This window comes from Paenibacillus sp. UNC217MF, assembly GCF_000686865.1.
In the GTDB taxonomy this organism is placed as follows: Bacteria; Bacillota; Bacilli; order Paenibacillales; family Paenibacillaceae; genus Paenibacillus_B; species Paenibacillus_B suaedae.
On record NZ_KK366028.1, the window covers coordinates 471,627 to 490,393 of the forward strand.

At 48.5% G+C, this 18,767-nt stretch carries 16 protein-coding genes; all 16 read left to right on the top strand.

What is annotated here, in order from left to right; translation table 11 throughout:
* The first annotated feature begins 203 nt into the window (after window positions 1–203).
* Complete coding sequence (locus BP95_RS0123750; protein ID WP_021257160.1) at window positions 204–3,089, top strand: S8 family serine peptidase; 2,886 nt, start codon at window positions 204–206, stop codon at window positions 3,087–3,089.
* Window positions 3,090–3,101: 12 nt separating this feature from the next.
* The gene (locus tag BP95_RS0123755; protein ID WP_021257159.1) at window positions 3,102–3,362 is read left to right on the top strand and encodes a DUF1146 family protein; all 261 of its coding nucleotides are present in this window, start codon (window positions 3,102–3,104) and stop codon (window positions 3,360–3,362) included.
* A 296-nt stretch (window positions 3,363–3,658) separates the two neighbouring features.
* Window positions 3,659–4,987 (top strand): UDP-N-acetylglucosamine 1-carboxyvinyltransferase, encoded by a 1,329-nt coding sequence (murA, locus tag BP95_RS0123760; RefSeq protein WP_021257158.1) that lies wholly within the window; start codon window positions 3,659–3,661, stop codon window positions 4,985–4,987.
* A gap of 419 nt (window positions 4,988–5,406) precedes the next feature.
* Window positions 5,407–6,588 carry a stage II sporulation protein D gene (gene spoIID / locus BP95_RS0123770; protein WP_028533396.1) on the top strand — a complete coding sequence of 394 codons (1,182 nt, stop codon included), beginning with the start codon at window positions 5,407–5,409 and terminating at the stop codon, window positions 6,586–6,588.
* A 164-nt stretch (window positions 6,589–6,752) separates the two neighbouring features.
* On the top strand, window positions 6,753–7,547 hold the full coding sequence (locus BP95_RS0123775; protein ID WP_021257155.1) for a M23 family metallopeptidase: 795 nt from the start codon (window positions 6,753–6,755) through the stop codon (window positions 7,545–7,547).
* Window positions 7,548–7,896: 349 nt separating this feature from the next.
* Window positions 7,897–8,184 (top strand): sporulation transcriptional regulator SpoIIID, encoded by a 288-nt coding sequence (spoIIID, locus tag BP95_RS0123780; RefSeq protein WP_021257153.1) that lies wholly within the window; start codon window positions 7,897–7,899, stop codon window positions 8,182–8,184.
* Window positions 8,185–8,352: 168 nt separating this feature from the next.
* Window positions 8,353–9,351 carry a rod shape-determining protein gene (locus tag BP95_RS0123785; protein ID WP_021257152.1) on the top strand — a complete coding sequence of 333 codons (999 nt, stop codon included), beginning with the start codon at window positions 8,353–8,355 and terminating at the stop codon, window positions 9,349–9,351.
* Window positions 9,352–9,396: 45 nt separating this feature from the next.
* Window positions 9,397–10,278 carry a flagellar hook-basal body protein gene (locus BP95_RS0123790; protein ID WP_021257151.1) on the top strand — a complete coding sequence of 294 codons (882 nt, stop codon included), beginning with the start codon at window positions 9,397–9,399 and terminating at the stop codon, window positions 10,276–10,278.
* A 23-nt stretch (window positions 10,279–10,301) separates the two neighbouring features.
* On the top strand, window positions 10,302–11,126 hold the full coding sequence (locus tag BP95_RS0123795; protein WP_021257150.1) for a flagellar hook-basal body protein: 825 nt from the start codon (window positions 10,302–10,304) through the stop codon (window positions 11,124–11,126).
* 17 nt (window positions 11,127–11,143) lie between these two features.
* The gene (locus tag BP95_RS32755) at window positions 11,144–11,617 is read left to right on the top strand and encodes a DNA-directed RNA polymerase subunit beta (RefSeq protein ID WP_021257149.1); all 474 of its coding nucleotides are present in this window, start codon (window positions 11,144–11,146) and stop codon (window positions 11,615–11,617) included.
* Window positions 11,618–11,799: 182 nt separating this feature from the next.
* Window positions 11,800–12,333 (top strand): CDP-alcohol phosphatidyltransferase family protein, encoded by a 534-nt coding sequence (locus BP95_RS0123805; RefSeq protein WP_021257148.1) that lies wholly within the window; start codon window positions 11,800–11,802, stop codon window positions 12,331–12,333.
* Between the two features lie 284 nt (window positions 12,334–12,617).
* A complete protein-coding gene (fabZ, locus tag BP95_RS0123810) occupies window positions 12,618–13,049 on the top strand; it encodes a 3-hydroxyacyl-ACP dehydratase FabZ (protein ID WP_021257147.1) in 432 nt (143 codons plus the stop codon).
* A 189-nt stretch (window positions 13,050–13,238) separates the two neighbouring features.
* On the top strand, window positions 13,239–15,245 hold the full coding sequence (locus BP95_RS0123815; protein WP_021257146.1) for a DUF5693 family protein: 2,007 nt from the start codon (window positions 13,239–13,241) through the stop codon (window positions 15,243–15,245).
* Complete coding sequence (gene csaB / locus BP95_RS0123820) at window positions 15,221–16,411, top strand: polysaccharide pyruvyl transferase CsaB (RefSeq protein ID WP_028533398.1); 1,191 nt, start codon at window positions 15,221–15,223, stop codon at window positions 16,409–16,411. The genes BP95_RS0123815 and csaB overlap by 25 nt, the downstream gene beginning before the upstream one ends.
* Before the next feature lie 13 nt (window positions 16,412–16,424).
* Window positions 16,425–17,183, top strand: coding sequence for a WecB/TagA/CpsF family glycosyltransferase (locus BP95_RS0123825; RefSeq protein ID WP_028533399.1), 759 nt, complete (start codon window positions 16,425–16,427; stop codon window positions 17,181–17,183).
* Between the two features lie 114 nt (window positions 17,184–17,297).
* Entirely contained in the window at window positions 17,298–18,431 is a 1,134-nt protein-coding gene (locus BP95_RS0123830; protein ID WP_021257143.1) for an MraY family glycosyltransferase, read from the top strand.
* Window positions 18,432–18,767: the final 336 nt, after the last annotated feature.

Here is an 18,767-nt window from a genome sequence, read left to right on the forward strand (position 1 = left end):
GTTTAACGTGTAAAGGTATATTGTGATTGAATGGATGGGAGAAACGTTGGTTGCTTGTCTTTACCATTCATAGACGTGAATAAAGAGCAAGGTAGAGGTCGGAAGAATTGGATTCGGTGACGAATTTGGTCATCTTCTCGTGGAATCATGTATTAACACCCTCTAGCACAGGCCTTCGGAACAAGAATAGGAAGGGATTCATTATGAAACGATTGCCTCGCGTCGTCGTGACTGGCACCATCATTGTACTATCAAGCATGCTGCTGATAGAAGCGTCAGGCATGCGCCAAGCGATCTCGCCGATATACGAGGTAAGGTTGGAGGAGGCGACGCAGCGAAGCTGGACGAATGAGCAGCTATCGCCATCTGCGAGTCTTGTCAGGAATGAGAACCATGAGGAGGAAGCAACCTCAACTTCATGGATTATTAAGTGGAAACAAGGGGCACAGGATGACACATTATTGCGTCGCAGTATAGTAGAATCAGAGCAGGAATCAGTAGGAATTATGGTTGTCCGACCTAAGGAAGAAGAGAAGTCGGGAGATTGGCTTCGCGATGCCAAGCGCTCGGACGATATCGAATACATCCAGCCGAATCATACGGTTCGCACGCTGCAATCGGTGATAAAGCCGAATGATACGTTATACGGGCAGCAGCACTATTTGCAGCAAATCGGAATTGAAGCGGCATGGACGAAGACAAGGAGCAATTTGTCTACTACAATTGCGCTGGTTGATACGGGGGTTGACTTTAACCATCCCGATTTGAAGCCGAATATCGTGAAGGGGGTTAACCTGCTAGATACAGGTATCCCACAAGATGATAACGGTCATGGTACTAGCGTTGCCGGCGTCATCGCAGCAGTAGGCAATAATAACAAGGGGACAACCGGAATTCTATGGTCAGCCAAGATCATGCCTATTAAGGCACTTGATGCTAGAGGCTATGGCGATGAGGATAAATTAGGTGCGGGCATTCTATACGCTGTCGATCACGGTGCCAAAATCGTTGTCATGTCGGTTGGACTATACCGATATTCAAAGTACATGGAAGAGATTGTGAATTACGCCGAGCAGAAGGGCGTTCTACTCATTGCAGCTACTGGAAATGATGGCAAACGCTACGGAGAAAAAATCGCGGTCAAATATCCAGCTGCTTATCCTACAGTGCTCGCCATCGGTGGAAACACAAGACAGCAGCGGGTAGAGCCGCGTTCGAATACGGGGCCAGAAGTGGATCTCGTTGCACCGTGGCATGTATTTACCACAGCATTAGGTGGTGGCTATGCTGCTGAGGAAGGCACCTCGATGGCGGCTCCCCAAGTAGCTGGAGTGGCGGCATTGCTGTGGAGCCAATATCCTGAACTTAAGCCATATCAAATTCGTCAGCATTTGCGGAAGACGGCGAAAGATATCGAAGCCCAAGGCTGGGACCAGCTTAGCGGATACGGGATGCTGCGTGCCGATCAAGCGCTCTTGAATCCGGTAGAGAAGGATCCATTTGGGACGAATACAACTCGTGATAAGGCAAGGATGTTCCCGATTGACACTTCCTTAGCAGCAGAATTGAACGGGAAGAAGAAGAATAACTGGTTCGTCGTAGATGCACCCTACGATGGAACACTAGAGTTAAACGTGCAGCGAATACAAGGAACCAGCAAAATTGGAATCACACATTTCTTAGCAGATAGTCGTTCGGGTACCGCGTATAGTCACCCTATTAGCAAGCCGCTCACCGTTCCAGTTAAAAAAGGGAAGAATGTGTTTCGATTCTATGCGGAAGAAGCTGGCGCAGCCATATCTTACAAACTGTCGTCACGCTTTCTCATTTATGAGGATCCGTTCGAACCGAATGACAAGCAGTTTCAAGCATATGCCCTGCCTGCACGGACGCAGGATATTGTAGGGACATTCAGTCATGCTTCCGACTTGGATTGGTATACGATTCAACTGCCGACCAAGGCGACACTTCGGTTGAAACTAGACACAGACACCGTGCGTATTGACCCAGCGATAGAGATTCGCGGTTCACAGATGGAAACGCGATGGGTGGATGAACAGAAGGAAGGCCAAGCTGAATCGGTAGTTCTGCCTGACTTGCCCGCGGGCAAGTATTATATATTGGTGCAGAATGCAGTAACAGCTCGTCCTGAAGCAGTGGCGGGAGAGTATAAGCTGCATATTGAATACCTGACTCAGTTCACGGATCCGAATGAGCCGAATGATAAAGTATACGAAGCGATCACAATGAGTGAAGGAACGGAATATAAAGGTGTCTTCCATGAGGATAATGATGTGGATTGGTTCCAATGGAAGGTGAAGGAGCAGGCGTATGGGCACTTTCGGATAGGCAATGTGCCTTCGAATCGTGTGGTGACGATGTCCGTTCTGTCGAGAGAGCAGAAGGTGCTTGCCTCAGCACGCAACCGGTTGGGTGAATCCGCTGTAGAATTGGGCACTGAGCTGGAGCCGGGCACGTACTACGTTCGACTCACGACAAGCGATAAGTTCGATACACAGTTCTATTCCTTATCTGTGCAGGCAGATCCACTTGTGGCTGGGTTCCGAGACATAGGGGAGCATTGGGCTAAGGATTCAATCGTCCGAGCAGTCAAGTCAGGCTGGATTAACGGTTATCCTGAAGCGGAATTTGGCCCGGATCGGCCGATCACTCGTGCAGAGGCTGCGTCCATTCTCGCCAATGCGTTTAAGTTGAATGCGAAGGGAAAGCAGACAACTTCATTCAAGGATGTCACTTCGAAGCATTGGGCGTATTCTGCGGTATCACGAGTTGCCAATGCCGGTATTACGGGGGGGATTGGTGGCCAGCGCTTCGCGCCCAACCAGAAGGTGAAGCGTTCGGAGATGGCGGTAATGATCGGCAATGCACTTCATCTGAAGGCCGGAGCGATAAGCACGGGGCCGTTTGCGGATGTTCCTGCTGTCCATTGGGCAGCTCCTATGCTGGCTGAGATGAAGCGACAAGGGTACGTGCATGGTTATAAAGGCAATACGTTCGAGCCGGATCGTGATGCGACTCGGGCTGAGTTCGCAGCGATGCTCCTCGTTGCCTTGGATAGGAAATCGTAAGGAGGAGTCTAAGTGGGCGGAAATGAAACATGGACACAGGTCACCTCGTCTGTAGGTTGGAGTGGCGCGATTCAAATGATCATTACACTGATGTGCATTGCACTCGCGTGGTGGGCACTGCAAAATGTAAAGATCGATTTGTTCATTCGGCATCCGCAGAGCCCACAAGGCAAAATGGTTCATTTGATTTTAGCCATTTTGGTTGGCCGGGCAGTGGCACAGTTTTTTGTCGATTATTGGAGCTGGACACAATCACTGCGTTTTTTGTTTTGAAACCATCAATAATGGTTAAGAGGAATTGGACGGCGGTACACCGACGGGGTTAATACCGTAATTTCCTCTTGATTAAACCCCGTCCGGCAAGGGTTCAAGCACTTGTCGAATAACATCGAATGAAGATGTCAACACTGGATGATAGCCCCAAGGAAAATGTGGAAGGGTCTGTCGAAAAATATCGCTTGTCCATAGCTGTAAAGCAGTGGTATGATGTAATTTGGAAATCAAAAGAACGTACCATTTTTTACAGATATACGGATAATGGGGCGAAATAAAGCGCGGAGGGAAACATGATGAGTAAATTTATCGTCCGCGGAGGCAACCGATTGACGGGTACTGTGCGTGTTAGTGGCGCGAAGAACTCTGTACTTCCGATCATCGCTGCTTCGTTACTGGGAGAAAAAGGCGTTAGCGTAATTTGCGATGCACCTCCACTTGACGATGTGAAAACGATACACAATGTACTAGAAAAATTAGGTGCAAGCCTTACATATGCCGACGAAACCATTCGTGTGAATGCGGAGAACCTTCATTCTTTTGAAGCCCCATATGAGTTGGTACGTAAGATGCGAGCATCATTCCTCGTCATGGGCCCATTGCTGGCTCGCGCAGGACAGGCGCGTATTTCTCTGCCTGGTGGATGCGCTATTGGGAGTCGTCCGATTGATCAGCATTTGAAAGGCTTTGAAGCTATGGGTGCGGTTATCGGTCTTGGACAAGGATATATTGAAGCGAAAGTGAACGGCCGACTGAAGGGTACCAAGATTTACTTGGACTATGCAAGTGTCGGTGCGACGGAAAATATTATGATGGCCGCTACATTGGCCGAAGGTACAACAATTATTGAAAATGCAGCTCGTGAGCCGGAAATCGTTGACTTGGCGAACTATCTGAACAAGATGGGCGCAGTCGTTCGCGGTGCGGGAACAGGCGTTATCCGCATTGAAGGTGTGGATCACTTGCATGGTGCTGAGCATACGGTTATCCCTGACCGCGTCGAAGCAGGAACGTATATGGTTGCTGCAGCGATGACAGGCGGAGATGTGTATGTGGAAGGTGCGATTGCAGATCATCTTGGTCCTGTTATTGCGAAGATGGAAGAGATGGGCATTACGATTGATCCGGATGAGAATGGTATCCGCGTCCGTGCGGAACAGCCGTTAAAGGCTGTCGACGTAAAGACGCTTCCATACCCTGGATTCCCGACAGACATGCAGTCGCAAATGATGGCATTGCTGCTTGCAGCAGAAGGCACATCTGTAGTGACCGAAACGGTATTCGAAAACCGCTTCATGCATGTGGATGAATTCAACCTGATGAATGCAAATATCAAGGTTGAAGGCCGTACTTCTGTAGTAACAGGCCCGGCTAAGCTAAGAGGCGCTAAGGTAACGGCAACTGACTTGCGTGCTGGAGCTGCGTTGATCTGTGCAGGGTTGATTGCGGAAGGCACAACAGAAGTCGGAGGCGTTCATCATATTGATCGTGGTTATGTGCACTTAGCAGAGAAGCTGTCTTCGCTCGGAGCAGATATCTACCGCGTTAAGATGAATGAAGAGCCACAAGGCGTGAAAGAAGAGAAGGAAGAAGGGACTTTTCGAGCACAGCCAACTTGGGCGTAAGCCTATCGTGAGCTAAAGCTGGAGAAGGAGCTTCCACCTGGATCATATAGACAATAGCATCGATAGAAAAGGTGTACCGGCTAGATATAAAGCCGCCTCGTGAAGAGGCGGCTTTTTTGCGTGTATATGATTTTGGGTGCAGATGTTTTGAGTATGTGCCGTTTTGCATGAAGATGTCCTGGTACGTATACGATTTTTCGAATGTATTCGCATGTATAGATGATGAGTTGCTGGTAGTTATCCGTGTCGAACCTAGAAACCTTCTACACGTAATCAGGAAGGGGGACGAGGGTATGTGGTTCTGTCTTCTCTTAAAAAAGCATAGGGTAGAGAAAGAGGAGGATTGATTCTTTTCTTTTCGTGAAATGCTAGATAAGAAAGTGAGAGGAATCGTTAAAATAGAAAGAGGAGTGAGACCAATGGCAACGCAACCGATGTTATCTGCGCAGGCGCGGCGGCTCGCGCGCTGGCTGAAGCCGCGCCTGCGCCTTGGCGGCAGGGGCCGCTGGGGCCTGCGAAGACGCCCCCTGCCGCTGCTAGCGCGCACCGCCATATGGGCTGGCGCGCTTATTGCGCTCGCGCTGCTCGTGCCGCTCCTGCTGGTGCAAGAGCACCAGCAGGGGGTAAGCACGAGCGCTCGTAGCGAGCGCGCGGCGCCGCAGGCGCCGAAGGTGTCGCCGCTGCCCAGCACAGCGGCGGCGCAGCCCACGGTGCGCGTGTATCTGAGCGGCACGCGCCAAGTTGAGAGCGTCACGCTGGAGCAGTACGTGCGCGGCGTCCTCGCAGCAGAGATGCCGAGCAGCTTCGAGCTCGAAGCGCTCAAGGCGCAGGCGATGGCCGCCCGCACGTACATTATGCGCCGCCTGCTGGCGCAGGATACAAGCGGCGCACCTGAGGGGGCCGACGTAACCGATACCGTCGCCCATCAAGCCTATAAGCCGCTCACAGAGATGGAGCGGCTGCCGAAGGAAGCGGCGGCGAAGCTGAGCCGCGCCGTAGAGGAAACAGAGGATCAGATCATTACGTATGAAGGCAAACCGATTATGGCTGCATTTTTCTCCACAAGTAATGGATATACCGAGAATGCCGAGGATTATTGGGGAAACCCGGTCGCTTACTTGAAAAGTGTGGCAAGCCCTTGGGATGAACGGGTAGCGCCGCGATTTGCGGAGAGCACTACATATAAGGTAGAGGCGCTTCTATCAGAACTAGGTGTATCCGCGCAAGCATTGAAGCTGCAATCCGGTGGCGGGACATCAAATAAGTCCGGATCCGCGCAAGCCATTCGGAATCAGCTCCGGATCTTATCCCGTACCCCCGGTAAGAGAGTTGGTCAAGTTCAAGTCGGTACAGAACAGTTCACAGGTCGCGAAATTCGAGAGAAGCTAGGGCTGCGATCGAGTGCATTCGATTGGAGCATGGTGGATGGAAAACTAGTCATTACTACGTACGGTTTCGGGCATGGTGTTGGCATGAGTCAGTACGGTGCGCAAGGAATGGCCAAAGAAGGGGCTACTGCCGAACAAATCGTAACGTACTATTATAAAGGTGTGAAGGTGGACAAAGCTTCGAAGTTAGCATCGGCTAAACTAAAAGGATAGTTCAGCAAGACGCAGATCAATTATGCAGAGAAGCAGGGAAAACCCTTGTTATATAAGGAGCTAGACTTCTTGCAGAAGCATTGGTAGCTTCATATCTTAAAAATTAGCATTTCTACGTATAAAAGTACTAGCCTCGGTAACAATGGTTACTGAGGTGATCACAAATGAGTGAACAAAACCAAAATCAAAACTCAAAAAACAAAACAACGATGAATACATCTACGACAAGCACAGCAAATCCGTCTGAAGCCTCCAAATCGATGCAAGGGGCTCAAGCGGTTCACACATCCTCATGGAGAAAGCTGTTGTCGAAGAAATGGGTATTCCCCGCTTTGTACATGGCCGCAGCAGCAATTATCCTAACTCTAGTCTGGGTCTATCAAGACTTGAATCACAAACCGCTCGACCCAAACAAGGATGCGACGCAAGCAGGGCAAACAATCAAGCAAGGCGAATCAACTGCAGGTACAACAGCTGGAACCAAAGAGGACGCAGTCGAAGTAGTTGCAACCAACGAAACACTCGGTTGGCCAGTGGCGAATTCTGGTGATGTAGATGTCGTCATGCCGTACTATGACGAGAAGGCTTCGAAGGAAGAGCAAGCGGCAGCAATGGTACAGTACAAGCAAACCTTTACTCCGAATGTAGGTATCGACTTGGCGCGCAAGGACAAGCAGGCATTTGATGTAGTAGCTGCAATGAGCGGTAAAGTAACACGTGCTGAACAGCATGCGACGAATGGATTTGTTGTCGAAGTGGATCATGGCAATGGCATGAAGACAGTATATCAGAGCTTGGCTGATGTGAAAGTGAAGCAAGGCGATGTTGTGAAGAAGGGCGACGCGCTAGCTACAGCAGGTCGCAGTGAATTGGAGAAGGAACTGGGCGTTCATGTTCACTTTGAGGTGTACAATGAGAATAAGCCAGTAAATCCGACAACGGTTCTGGTTAAAAACTAATTCAGTGAAACATGGTAACAACATCGGGCGAATGTCTTAGGGGCATTCGTCCGTTTTTTATTTTTAGGAGGAATAGCGGAATTGAAACGAACTTTTTCTAATATTTTTTTGTTCTCGCCACTCCAATGATGAATGATCGAATTCACGGATTACCAAGAAGCGGAATTCCGCTTGACTAAGCTTTTTTTCCTGTTTTAACTTTGCTTGGATTGCCTTGTTGTTCGACTTGTCCGATGAGAGCCTTGGCAAAAATATCGGCTAAGCCAAGCTTGTCAGGCTCGGTTACAACGCATAAGTGTGCGACCCACTCATATAATGTACCAATTAAACCGAGTAGGGAGGCGGGAACGTGCACGACTACATCAAAGAACGGACCATCAAAATCGGCCGCTGCATCGTCGAAACGAAGCATACGGTTCGTACTATCGCTAAAGAGTTCGGCGTGTCTAAAAGCACGGTGCACAAAGATTTGACCGAACGGCTACCTGAAATTAACCCCGATCTGGCTGATCAGGTGAAGCACATTCTCGAATACCATAAGTCCGTTCGTCACTTGCGTGGTGGAGAAGCAACGAAGATCAAATATAAGAAGACGACTTCAAAAAAACGTGAGGTGATGACGGCGGGTAAATCCTGAACCACCACCCCATTCCAATAACTTTTTAAAATGTGAGCTGCCCTCCAATCTGTCATTGAACGTAGCAGAGAAAGTATGATATGGTAAACGATGAGTAAATATTTTGCAGAAAACGGTCGTAATTTCTCGATTTAGACATGAAAAATGAATGTGGAGGCTCTCGAACTTATGCTTAGCAAGGATATTGGAATTGACTTGGGAACGGCAAACGTTCTCATCCATGTCAAGGGGAAGGGGGTCGTCTTGAACGAGCCTTCGGTTGTAGCAATCGAAAGCGATTCAAAGCGAGTCCTCGCCGTGGGTGAAGAAGCTCACAGAATGGTTGGTCGGACACCGGGCAATATCGTACCCATCCGCCCGCTTAGAGACGGAGTCATCGCTGACTTCGAAGTTACGGAAGCAATGCTGAAGCACTTTATTTCACGAGTCGGCGGTCGCAAATGGTACTCGCACCCACGCATCTTGATTTGCGCGCCGACAAATATTACTTCAGTAGAACAGAAGGCAATTCGCGAAGCGGCTGAGAAGAGCGGTGCCAAAGATGTTTTCCTGGAAGAAGAACCGAAGGCAGCGGCAATTGGCGCGGGTATGGATATCTTCCAACCGAGCGGCAACATGGTCGTTGACATCGGCGGCGGAACGACGGACGTGGCGGTATTGTCCATGGGAGACATCGTTACCGCCTCTTCTATTAAAATTGCTGGGGACAAGTTCGACAGCTCCATCATGAAATATATAAAATCCAAGTATAAGTTGCTAATCGGAGAGCGTACGTCTGAAGATATTAAGATTAACATCGGGACGGTGCGTGAAGGTGGACAACGGGAAATGGACATCCGCGGACGTGACATGGTTTCGGGCCTCCCATATACCGTAACGATCACATCCGATGAAGTTCGAGAAGCTTTGTGGGATCCAATTTCTTCGATTGTCGCTGCTGCGAAGTCGGTATTGGAACGGACACCGCCAGAATTGTCGGCGGATATTATCGATCGCGGCGTCATTTTGACTGGCGGCGGGGCGCTTCTTGATGGATTGGACGAGCTGATGGCTGATGAATTGAAGGTTCCTGTGCTTATTGCAGAGGATCCAATGCACTGCGTCGTCAAAGGTACCGGAATCATGCTGGATAATTTGGACAAGGTCGTTAAGAAATCATTCGTTTAATCCGATATACATTGTATATGCTTTGACAGATCGGGAGGAAACGACATGATTAGAGGTTTATATACAGCTGCCTCGGGCATGATGACCCAACAACGGCGGCATGATACGGTTACGAATAATATAACGAATATCAATACGCCCGGGTTCAAGTCAGTAACAGGGGCAGTGCGTTCATTTCCTGAGATGATGCTGTCCTTACAGGGCGGAGATCAAGGGGCAGGTCGTACCATTGGCCGCTTGAATACAGGGGTATTCGCGGAAGAGAGCCGTATGCTGTTCAGCCAAGGCGATCTGATGCAGACGAATCAATCAGGCGACTTTGCATTATTGACGGATTTGGGCGTCCCGGGCGTGGTCTTTGATGCTTCGGGCAAGGGACGGGATGCGCAAGGCAATATTGTTTATAAGCCGGAAGCATTCTTTACGGTTCGGGAAGGCAATGAGTTGCGTTTTACGCGTGATGGCCATTTTCGCTTGAATGCCCGCCATGAGCTGACGACGGCAGACGGAGCACTAGTGCTGAACCGGAATCAAGCTCCAATTGTATTGCCGGCGAATGTGTCGATAGATGATATCAAACTGGATGGGACAGGCCGGATGTATGATGCGCGAACGAACGCTGCGATTGGAGGGGCAGATCTGCTCATTTCCCGTATCGACAATCCGAATCAGCTTATTCGGACGGGGAATGGCCGCTTCCGACTGGACGCAACAGGGGCTGGTCAAGCAGCAGCAGTCGCGTGGACAGCTGGTGATCAACAGCAAATTCAGGTACAACAAGGTTATTTGGAGCGTTCTAATGTAGATCCTACGCAATCGATGACGGATATGATGACGGCATTCCGTGCCTATGAGGCGAATCAGAAAGTCGTTCAATTCTTTGATAAGACGCTGGAAAAGACGGTCAATGAGGTAGGGCGCGTCTAAGCGCTTAGAATAGGAGGAACGATATGAACCAGTCTATGATTTCTGCAGCCTCTTCGATGAATGGCATTCAGCGCAAGCTGGATATCGTCGCGGACAATATGGCGAACTTAAATACGAACGGTTATAAGCGGAAGTCAGCGACATTCGCTGATGTGCTTACGAATGTAAGACAGCATGATAAGGATTACCGCCTACCAGGAAGAGCGACCCCGATGGGATATACGCTTGGCTATGGATCTTATTTGACTGCATTAAGTCGAGACTTCACGCAAGGGGCATTGAAGCAAACAGGTGTGAGCACGGATTTTGCGTTGGAAGGCAACGCGCTATTCGAGCTCGAACTGGACAATGGTCAATCTGCTTGGATTCGAGAAGGTGCTTTTCATTACACGATTGATCCGAATACGAAGGAAAAGGTGCTTGTGACGGCTCAAGGGGATAAGGTGCTGGACAAAGACGGCGCTGAGATCCGAATTGGACTGGATCAAGAGATACAGGTTAATGACAAGGGGCAAGTATTCGCGACGAAGAACGGCTTGACGGTTGTTCCGAATCCGATCGCTACGCTGAAGGTAGTAAAGCCGATCAGCCCAGAACTCCTTATTCAGACAGAGAACAACTATTACGTAATGGCCCCAAATACGAACCGCAATGCTATTGTGGAGGATCTTGATCTTACACAAAACCAAGCGGTTCACGTTCGGCAAGGCATGATTGAGCAATCGAATGTATCGCTGATCGACGAGATGAATGACTTGATTCAAGCGCAGCGAGCGTATCAGATGTCCGCTCGGGCCTTGACTTCCGGAGACGCGATGTGGGGGCTTGCGAATAACCTTCGCGCGTAAACGAAGCAGGTGAGATAATGAGTGACCAAGAAGGGAAAGACAAGAAGCTGCTCGATTATGAGTACGAGCCGCTGCAACAGGATATATCGTTAGCGCGTCTGCACCGCTCTCATTCCGGCTCGGAACCAGAGAATGTGGAGACGAAGACGGAGGCCGAATCCGACGTTCATGAGGAATTGCCGGTAGTGGGCAAGCCTGCTCAGCAGCCAGTATTCGAAGAGCGGCGCAAGCAGCGTCTGCGCAAGGGTAAGGATGCTGCTAAGCCAGCGTCTGAGGTGGAGCAGGAAGAACCTCAGCCACCTCAGCAGAAGCCGGTTCGTCGTTCGAAGGCAGGGAAGTGGATTTTTCGACTGGCCATTGTCCCACTGTTATGCGTGCTAGCCACATTCGGCGGAATGGTTGCCGGATTTGTCGTGTTAGGTAAGGGCTCTTTTACAGATGCACTGAATATAAATACATGGACACACTTGTTCCAACTTGTGTTCGGATAACGGAGTCCCCACTTTGTGGGGATTTTTTGCTTGTTTGGTGGCCGAAAGGACTTTGTCCGTCATCGCTCCCCCCTTGAGGGCTATAGGGAGCTATACGATTTGATAAAGTTTCATTTTTGTTTTCGGGCATGTATAATGAGTTGGAGGAACAATGAAAATGGGGGGAACTGGGGGTTTTGAGGTTGAATTTACCGAATATGTTGACGATGATTCGATTCGTTCTCATCCCCGTATATGTGGCTTTGTTCTTCATAGGTGAGCGGTACGCCGCATTCGGAGTTTGGTTGCTCGCTGGACTGACCGATATTCTGGACGGGTATATCGCGCGCAAACATAATTTAGTAACGAATATCGGCATGATGTTGGATCCATTGGCAGATAAGCTTATGATGTTGACCGTCATGTTTTCTTTGCTATGGTCTGGAGATATGCCATGGATGGCTGCTGTAGCGATGCTGATTCGAGATGCAGGGATGATTGCATGTTCCGCTTTATTTCATTTCAAGGGAAAGAAGACAGTGCCTGCGAATTGGATGGGGAAATTGACGACAGTCTTCTATTATATCGCGATCCTGTTCGTCTACTTCCAATGGACTTATGCAGTTGAGCTCTTATGGGTGGTTATCGTATTCTCATTCCTTACATCCTTTATGTATGCGCTCTTGTTTATTCGAATCAATCGCAAGGAAGAGGCAGAAGCTGAGCATCGGGTATGATGCAGGCATGTCTCTTGTGGACAACGAAGGAAATGTTTATTTTTACCTTGATGACGATTCGTCATTTGTTTTACCTTCAAGTTACTTGTCTTTACTTGTCTTGCTAAGACAGAATGACTTGCATGGAAGTTGCGCATTCTGATTCTAAGAAGAGAGCTCCCCGAACAGCCGAAGCTGCGGGAAGCCCCTTATCTCAACCTTCAGGCCTGCAGTCATGAAGGATGATCTTAGTATTGACGCATAGCTGTCGTCTTATACGACAGAGGAAGAGAGGAGATTGTATTATGTTGACAGTTGAGCAAATCCAGGAAATTATTCCACACCGGTACCCTTTTCTGCTCGTTGACCGTATTCTTGAAGTAGAAGAAGGCAAGCGTGCCGTCGGAATTAAGAATGTTACAATGAACGAGCCGCATTTTGCAGGTCACTTCCCTGGTTATCCGGTTATGCCGGGAGTTCTCATTGTTGAAGCGCTCGCACAGGTTGGTGCAGTAGCTATTTTGAAATTGGAGCAAAATCAAGGGAAACTTGCTTTCTTTGCTGGAATCGACAATTTCCGTTTTCGTGGACAAGTCGTACCTGGCGATACGCTTACACTTACAGTAGAGATTACACGATTGAAGGGGACGATCGGCAAGGGACAGGCTACAGCCAAGGTTGGCGATAAGGTCGTTGCTGAAGGTGAATTAATGTTCGCATTGTCGGATCGCGAGTAGAATACAGCATAGGTGGAATCATTTGCAATGAATGCAGAGAGTTCGGTTATTCTATGGATAACCGGAGCTGAACATTAGCTGTGTGCCATCGGTGTCGAATGGACTCGGAACTCATCGAATGATGCACAGTAGAAGCGTTGTGATATTCCACATGATGATGTATTCGGAATGGCTTAAGGAGGGAAACAAGTGTTTCAACAGGTAGAGAAATGGAACCGACAAATGAAAAAGTGGCTATGGCTTGTGGTCATTGTCGGACTGGTAGCTGCTATTCCTGTAGCAGTGCAGCGCGTACAGACAGAACAGTCGGCGAATAAGGTTGAAATTGTATTCAATTATCGAAATTTGGTCGATATGTCTGCGCTGATGCCCAAGCCAAATGAGTTTATTGATGAGCAGTTGGGACGCTTAAAAGATGCAGGCGTTCACACGATGGCGTTGTTCGAAAGCAATTTGTCGGATATGAAGTCCGCACGCAGATTGTTGATTTACAACTCTAGCGATGCAGCAACGCTGCAGAAGAAGCTTCCGCCTCAGAATGAAAATTATACATATCTTTTGTTCACGTCATCTGAGAACGAACAGAAGCTTTCTCCTATGATTGAGAAGACTTTCCTTCGTTTGGGTGTAGAGGTTCGTACGTGGCAGTATGAAGGCCACAATGGATTGATCTTGGAAACTCCGGTTGAATCCGCAGTAATGAAGTCAATGCCACAGGATCCAATCACAATTCAGATGCTTGTGGATAAAGGATATACAATTATGCCGCGTTTGTCCGACAGCTCGGAATATGATCAAGAGCAAATGGATGAGCTGCTGCAATACTACAATTCATTGGGCGTAACGCGTATTCTCTTTGATGGCGATGCAGTTAAAGGCTTTAATGATGATGCAGAGAAAAAAAGTTTGACAGGCTTTGCTGATTTATTAAATAAGCACAACATCGGTATTGCTGCCATTGAAGGCTTGAAGAAGCCGCAGCAGGGGATGAACAAGCTTGCTTATTTGACGAAATATAATGTAGTTCGACTTCATTCGATTAACGATCAGGAGTCATTCAATGAAATCGATGTATTAGCTGATCGCTTCTCGCTTGCTACGAAGGATCGCAATATTCGGATGATTTATTTGAACGCAGGTGTGAAAAAAGATATGAAGAAGTCTGAGATTGTGACTTCCATTGATAATCTGATTCACACTCTGAAAGAGCCTGGAGATGCAATTGCATCGATTGAGAAAAATGGATTTACAATGGGTACAGCTGAACCATTTACGGTATTTGACGCTTCATGGCAGAAAATTGCGAAGATTATCGTAGTTATTGGCGGCGTAGCATTAATCGCGCTGATGCTTTCTTATTTTGTGCCGGCTGTGATGCTTCCTGCCTTCGTTCTGGGCTTGATTGGAAGCGCAGGAATGTACGTATTGAAGCCAGCCTTCTTCGAGCAAGTGCTTGCCCTTGGGGTGGCGATAAGTGCGCCAACTATTGCGATGGTGCTCGCTGTTCGAAGAGTGGACATGAGTCCTCCGGTTACAAGCTTCAAGGCTCGCTTTGGCAAATCGGTTGGATTGTTCTTGCGCACGACGGTGTTGTCGCTGATGGCTATTCCGTTCGTGATTGCATTGCTTAACAACATTACGTACAGCCTTGTAATAACTCAATTCCGTGGAGTCAGTCTGCTGCACTTTCTGCCGATTGGCCTTACCGCATTGTATATCTTCCTCTACCGTGGAGATTCTGTTGTGAAGGAAGCCAATCGTTGGCTTAAGATGCCGGTTACGGTATTGATGGTCGTGGCTGCTGGCATCGCGGGCGTAGTTGGAATGTACTACCTATCGCGTACGGGGAACGCTGGAAACGTATCTTCCTTGGAGAAATCATTCCGTTCCTTGCTTGAGAATACGTTGGGTGTTCGTCCGCGAAATAAAGAGTTCTTGATGGCGCACCCGTTGTTCTTGATTGCGGCATTTGCAGCATACCGTTATCGGATAGCTCTGTATGCGTTCATCATCGCTGTTATTGGCCAGTTGTCTATGGTTGATACGTTCGCTCATATCCATACGCCGATCATCATGTCGACAATTCGCACACTCCTGGGTCTTGGCCTTGGACTGGTTATCGGAATTATTGGCATTTTCGTATGGACTATCATTGAAAGGTGTTGGGATGCATGGCGTCCAAAGCTACAAGAATAGTACTATCCGGATATTACGGATTCAATAATAGTGGTGACGAGGCGGTTCTGTTGTCGATACTGACCGCCTTGGAACGTGCTGGCGAAGAAGCTGGCATGGCAATCGAGCCTGTCGTATTGTCTGGTGATCCAGAGACAACGACTCGGTTGTATGGGGTAGAAGCTGTGCATCGAATGAAGCCCGGAGCCTTGCTGGGTGCGATTCGCAGCAGCGATGGGTTGATTAGCGGCGGCGGAAGCTTGCTGCAGGATGCGACCAGTTCGAAGACGATTCCTTATTACTTAGGTGTGCTGAAACTGGCACAGTGGTTCCGTAAGCCGACGTTCATTTATTCGCAAGGAGTTGGTCCGGTAAACAGCCAGTCTTTCTATCCGTACATTCGTCACGTATTTAACCGAGCTGCTTATGTGTCTGTACGTGATCGGGAGTCTGCAGAGCTCTTGATGCGAATGGGAGTAGGGCAAGATGCGATCCATGTTGTACCTGATCCAGTAATGGGTCTTCGGTTGCCGTCATCTAAGCCTGGGCAGCCCGCACTCGATTATGGGACAGGGTTCGATGCGGCAGGCCGCCCCTATGTTGGGGTTTCCCTTCGATTCTGGAATCAAGATCGATCCGATATGGATGCGATCGCTGATATGCTGCTTCAGCTTAGTCGGATGCGGAAAGTCCATTTGCGGTTTTTGCCGTTCCATGGAGCAAGTGATGAAGAGGCATCCCGTTATGTCATGAAGAAGCTTGAGTGTGAGGTTTCCGAAGTAGATGGATTGTGCGGCGGCCCATCAGCTGCTGCTTCTGAAGCTGGCACAGTGATGAGCTTATGCGCTCCGCTTGAGCATCCTCAGTCCATGCTGCAGGAAGTAAGTCAATGCCGGGTATTAGTCGGAATGCGATTGCATTCTCTCATTTATGCGGCCTCCCAAGAGGTGCCGCTTGCTGGTATCTCTTATGATCCGAAGATCGACCAATTCCTGCATCGACTGCAGGAAGAGGCGATTGGCACAACAGCCAAGCTAGATGCTGCTCGTGCTGCATCTCATATGTGCTGCTTGCTCGATGATGTAGATGGCTGGCGCGAGAAACATCAAAAAGCAATAACTTTATTGAAGCAAGAAGCAGAACAGCCAGCGCAACAAATTGTGCAATGGCTGCGTCATAAGGCGTAAGGTGGTTTGTGATATGTTAGAAATGAAGGATGTACCTAAGGTTTCGATTTACGGCATTCCCTTTTCCAAGTTGAATATGGAAGATACCGTAAAGCTTCTTGTTGATCATATTGACGCTGGGCGCTCCATTCAGGTGATTACAGCGAATCCCATCATGGTGATGGCCGCCTTGGAGAATGATAAGAATATGGCCGTCATGAAGCAGGCGGACTTGGTTGTTCCAGATGGAACAGGCATTGTCTGGGCAGCAAATAAGTTCGGTGATCCTGTCGTTGAACGAGTAACGGGCTTTGATCTGCTGCATGAGCTGCTGAAGATGGGTGAACCGCGCAAGTGGAAGGTGTATCTCTTGGGTGCAGCTCCAGAGGTGGTTCAAGCGGCAGCAGAACGGTTACAAGAACAGTATCCGTCCATCTCCATTGTCGGATACCGAGATGGCTTTTTCAAAAGTGATGAAGATGAAGAGGTTATTGCACAAGTTCGTGTGGCGAATCCTGACTTATTGTTCGTTGCTCGCGGAGCCGACACACAAGATCCTTGGATTGCAAAATATCGCCAACAGCTGCAAGTTCCCTTTATGATGGGTGTTGGGGGCAGCTTTGATGTTATTTCAGGCAAGGCCAAGCGGGCACCAATGTGGGTACAGAAGCTGCGTATTGAATGGCTGTATCGCTTAGTCAAGGAACCGAAACGCTTCATGCGAATGATGGCATTGCCTAAATTTGCTTGGAAAGTGATGCGGGATAAAGATAAGCCCACAAAAGTGCAGTAAAATGACGCTTAATCTTTCATTTTCGTAAGTTTTCACATGAATCCGGCATTGGTGTTTCCATTTTGAACGGAGTATAATTCGATCCGGTAACATAAATGGGGGTTGAAACTACCGATGATGACCGTATACGCAATTGGTGGCTGCCTGGCAGCTCTGCTGCTTGCCACAGGATTAACGCCTTTAGTGAAGAAGTTCGCGATCAAAGTAGGTGCGGTTGACGTACCGAATGCGCGGAAAGTGCATACGCGCATCATGCCCCGCATGGGTGGTTTGGCTATTTTTGCGGCGTTCGTACTGACGCTGCTTGGACTTATGTTATTTATCCCTGATACACTGCTTGGTTCATCGCGAGATGCGAATCTTGTGAAGGCACTGCTTGCCGGAGGCTCCATCATTATACTGATTGGTGCACTGGATGATCGTGTTGAGCTGTCCGCGAAAGCGAAACTGCTCGGTCAGATTGTAGCTGCGTGTGTCGTGGTATTCGGATTTGATTTAACTGTAGACTTTGTAAATGTGCCGTTTGGCGATAAATATTTATTTATTGAAACATGGGTTGCAATTCCGCTTACGATCTTCTGGATCGTTGGTGTGACGAATGCAATTAATTTGATTGATGGCTTGGACGGACTGGCTGCTGGTGTTTCCGCTATTGCCATTGCTACCATCCTCGTCATGGCGATCTTTATGGGCAATCCGGTAATCATCTTGCTCTGCGCGATCTTGCTTGGAAGTATTATTGGATTCCTTTTCTTTAACTTCCACCCAGCTAAGATCTTTATGGGGGATTCCGGTTCCTTGTTCTTAGGCTTCAGCTTGGCTGTCTTGTCCATGCTGGGCTTCAAGCAGATTGCAATCATGTCGTTCATTACACCATTGCTTATTATTGGTGTGCCGCTGTCCGATACATTCTTCGCGATTGTACGCCGCTGGCTGCAGAAGAAGCCGATTTTCGCACCAGACAAAGGTCACTTGCACCATTGCCTGCGCGAACTGGGCTTCAGCCATCGCAAGACAGTGCTCATCATTTACGGGATTGCTACATTCTTCGGATTGCTGGCGGTTATCCAATCCGTAGCCGCATCGCATGATGCGAACTGGGTAACGCTCGTTGTCATCTGTGTGTTGCTCGTATCGCTCCAGCTTGGGGCTGAAGTGATTGGTATCGTAAGTAAGACAAGAAAGCCGATGCTGAACATCCTGCACCGCTTGCGCATGAAGGTACACGCTGAATCACGTTCGAAATAACGATAGCCACAAGTCTTTTATGGGGACTTTGATGAAGTAAGAACGTAATTATAATGTATGTTGTAAATAGAACCTTTGCTCTTGAGTGGATCAGGCTTGTCCTGAACTACTAGGGGCAAAGGTTTTTTATACTCGTCTATAGTGTCCAATATGCATTTCAATATGATATGTACCTCTATGTCGGGCTGCTGGTTCTATATCAACCATTAAAATCCTATCTTCTATAGAGTTATTCTTCCTCTTTCTTAACAACCTCATATAGGATCGTTATGAACTTCTTTAGTAAACCATTGAAGTGTGAATCTATTCAATCCAACTACTTCGCTATTCCCTTTT

Excerpts from the sequence above, each read along its gene's own strand:
- BP95_RS0123750 (WP_021257160.1), top strand. The coding sequence starts at position 204 with ATGAAACGATTGCCTCGCGTCGTCGTGACTGGCACCATCATTGTACTA.
- murA (WP_021257158.1), top strand. The coding sequence starts at position 3,659 with ATGAGTAAATTTATCGTCCGCGGAGGCAACCGATTGACGGGTACTGTG.
- spoIID (WP_028533396.1), top strand. The coding sequence starts at position 5,407 with ATGGCAACGCAACCGATGTTATCTGCGCAGGCGCGGCGGCTCGCGCGC.
- BP95_RS0123775 (WP_021257155.1), top strand. The coding sequence starts at position 6,753 with ATGAGTGAACAAAACCAAAATCAAAACTCAAAAAACAAAACAACGATG.
- BP95_RS0123785 (WP_021257152.1), top strand. The coding sequence starts at position 8,353 with ATGCTTAGCAAGGATATTGGAATTGACTTGGGAACGGCAAACGTTCTC.
- BP95_RS0123790 (WP_021257151.1), top strand. The coding sequence starts at position 9,397 with ATGATTAGAGGTTTATATACAGCTGCCTCGGGCATGATGACCCAACAA.
- BP95_RS0123795 (WP_021257150.1), top strand. The coding sequence starts at position 10,302 with ATGAACCAGTCTATGATTTCTGCAGCCTCTTCGATGAATGGCATTCAG.
- BP95_RS32755 (WP_021257149.1), top strand. The coding sequence starts at position 11,144 with ATGAGTGACCAAGAAGGGAAAGACAAGAAGCTGCTCGATTATGAGTAC.
- fabZ (WP_021257147.1), top strand. The coding sequence starts at position 12,618 with ATGTTGACAGTTGAGCAAATCCAGGAAATTATTCCACACCGGTACCCT.
- csaB (WP_028533398.1), top strand. The coding sequence starts at position 15,221 with ATGGCGTCCAAAGCTACAAGAATAGTACTATCCGGATATTACGGATTC.
- BP95_RS0123825 (WP_028533399.1), top strand. The coding sequence starts at position 16,425 with ATGTTAGAAATGAAGGATGTACCTAAGGTTTCGATTTACGGCATTCCC.
- BP95_RS0123830 (WP_021257143.1), top strand. The coding sequence starts at position 17,298 with ATGATGACCGTATACGCAATTGGTGGCTGCCTGGCAGCTCTGCTGCTT.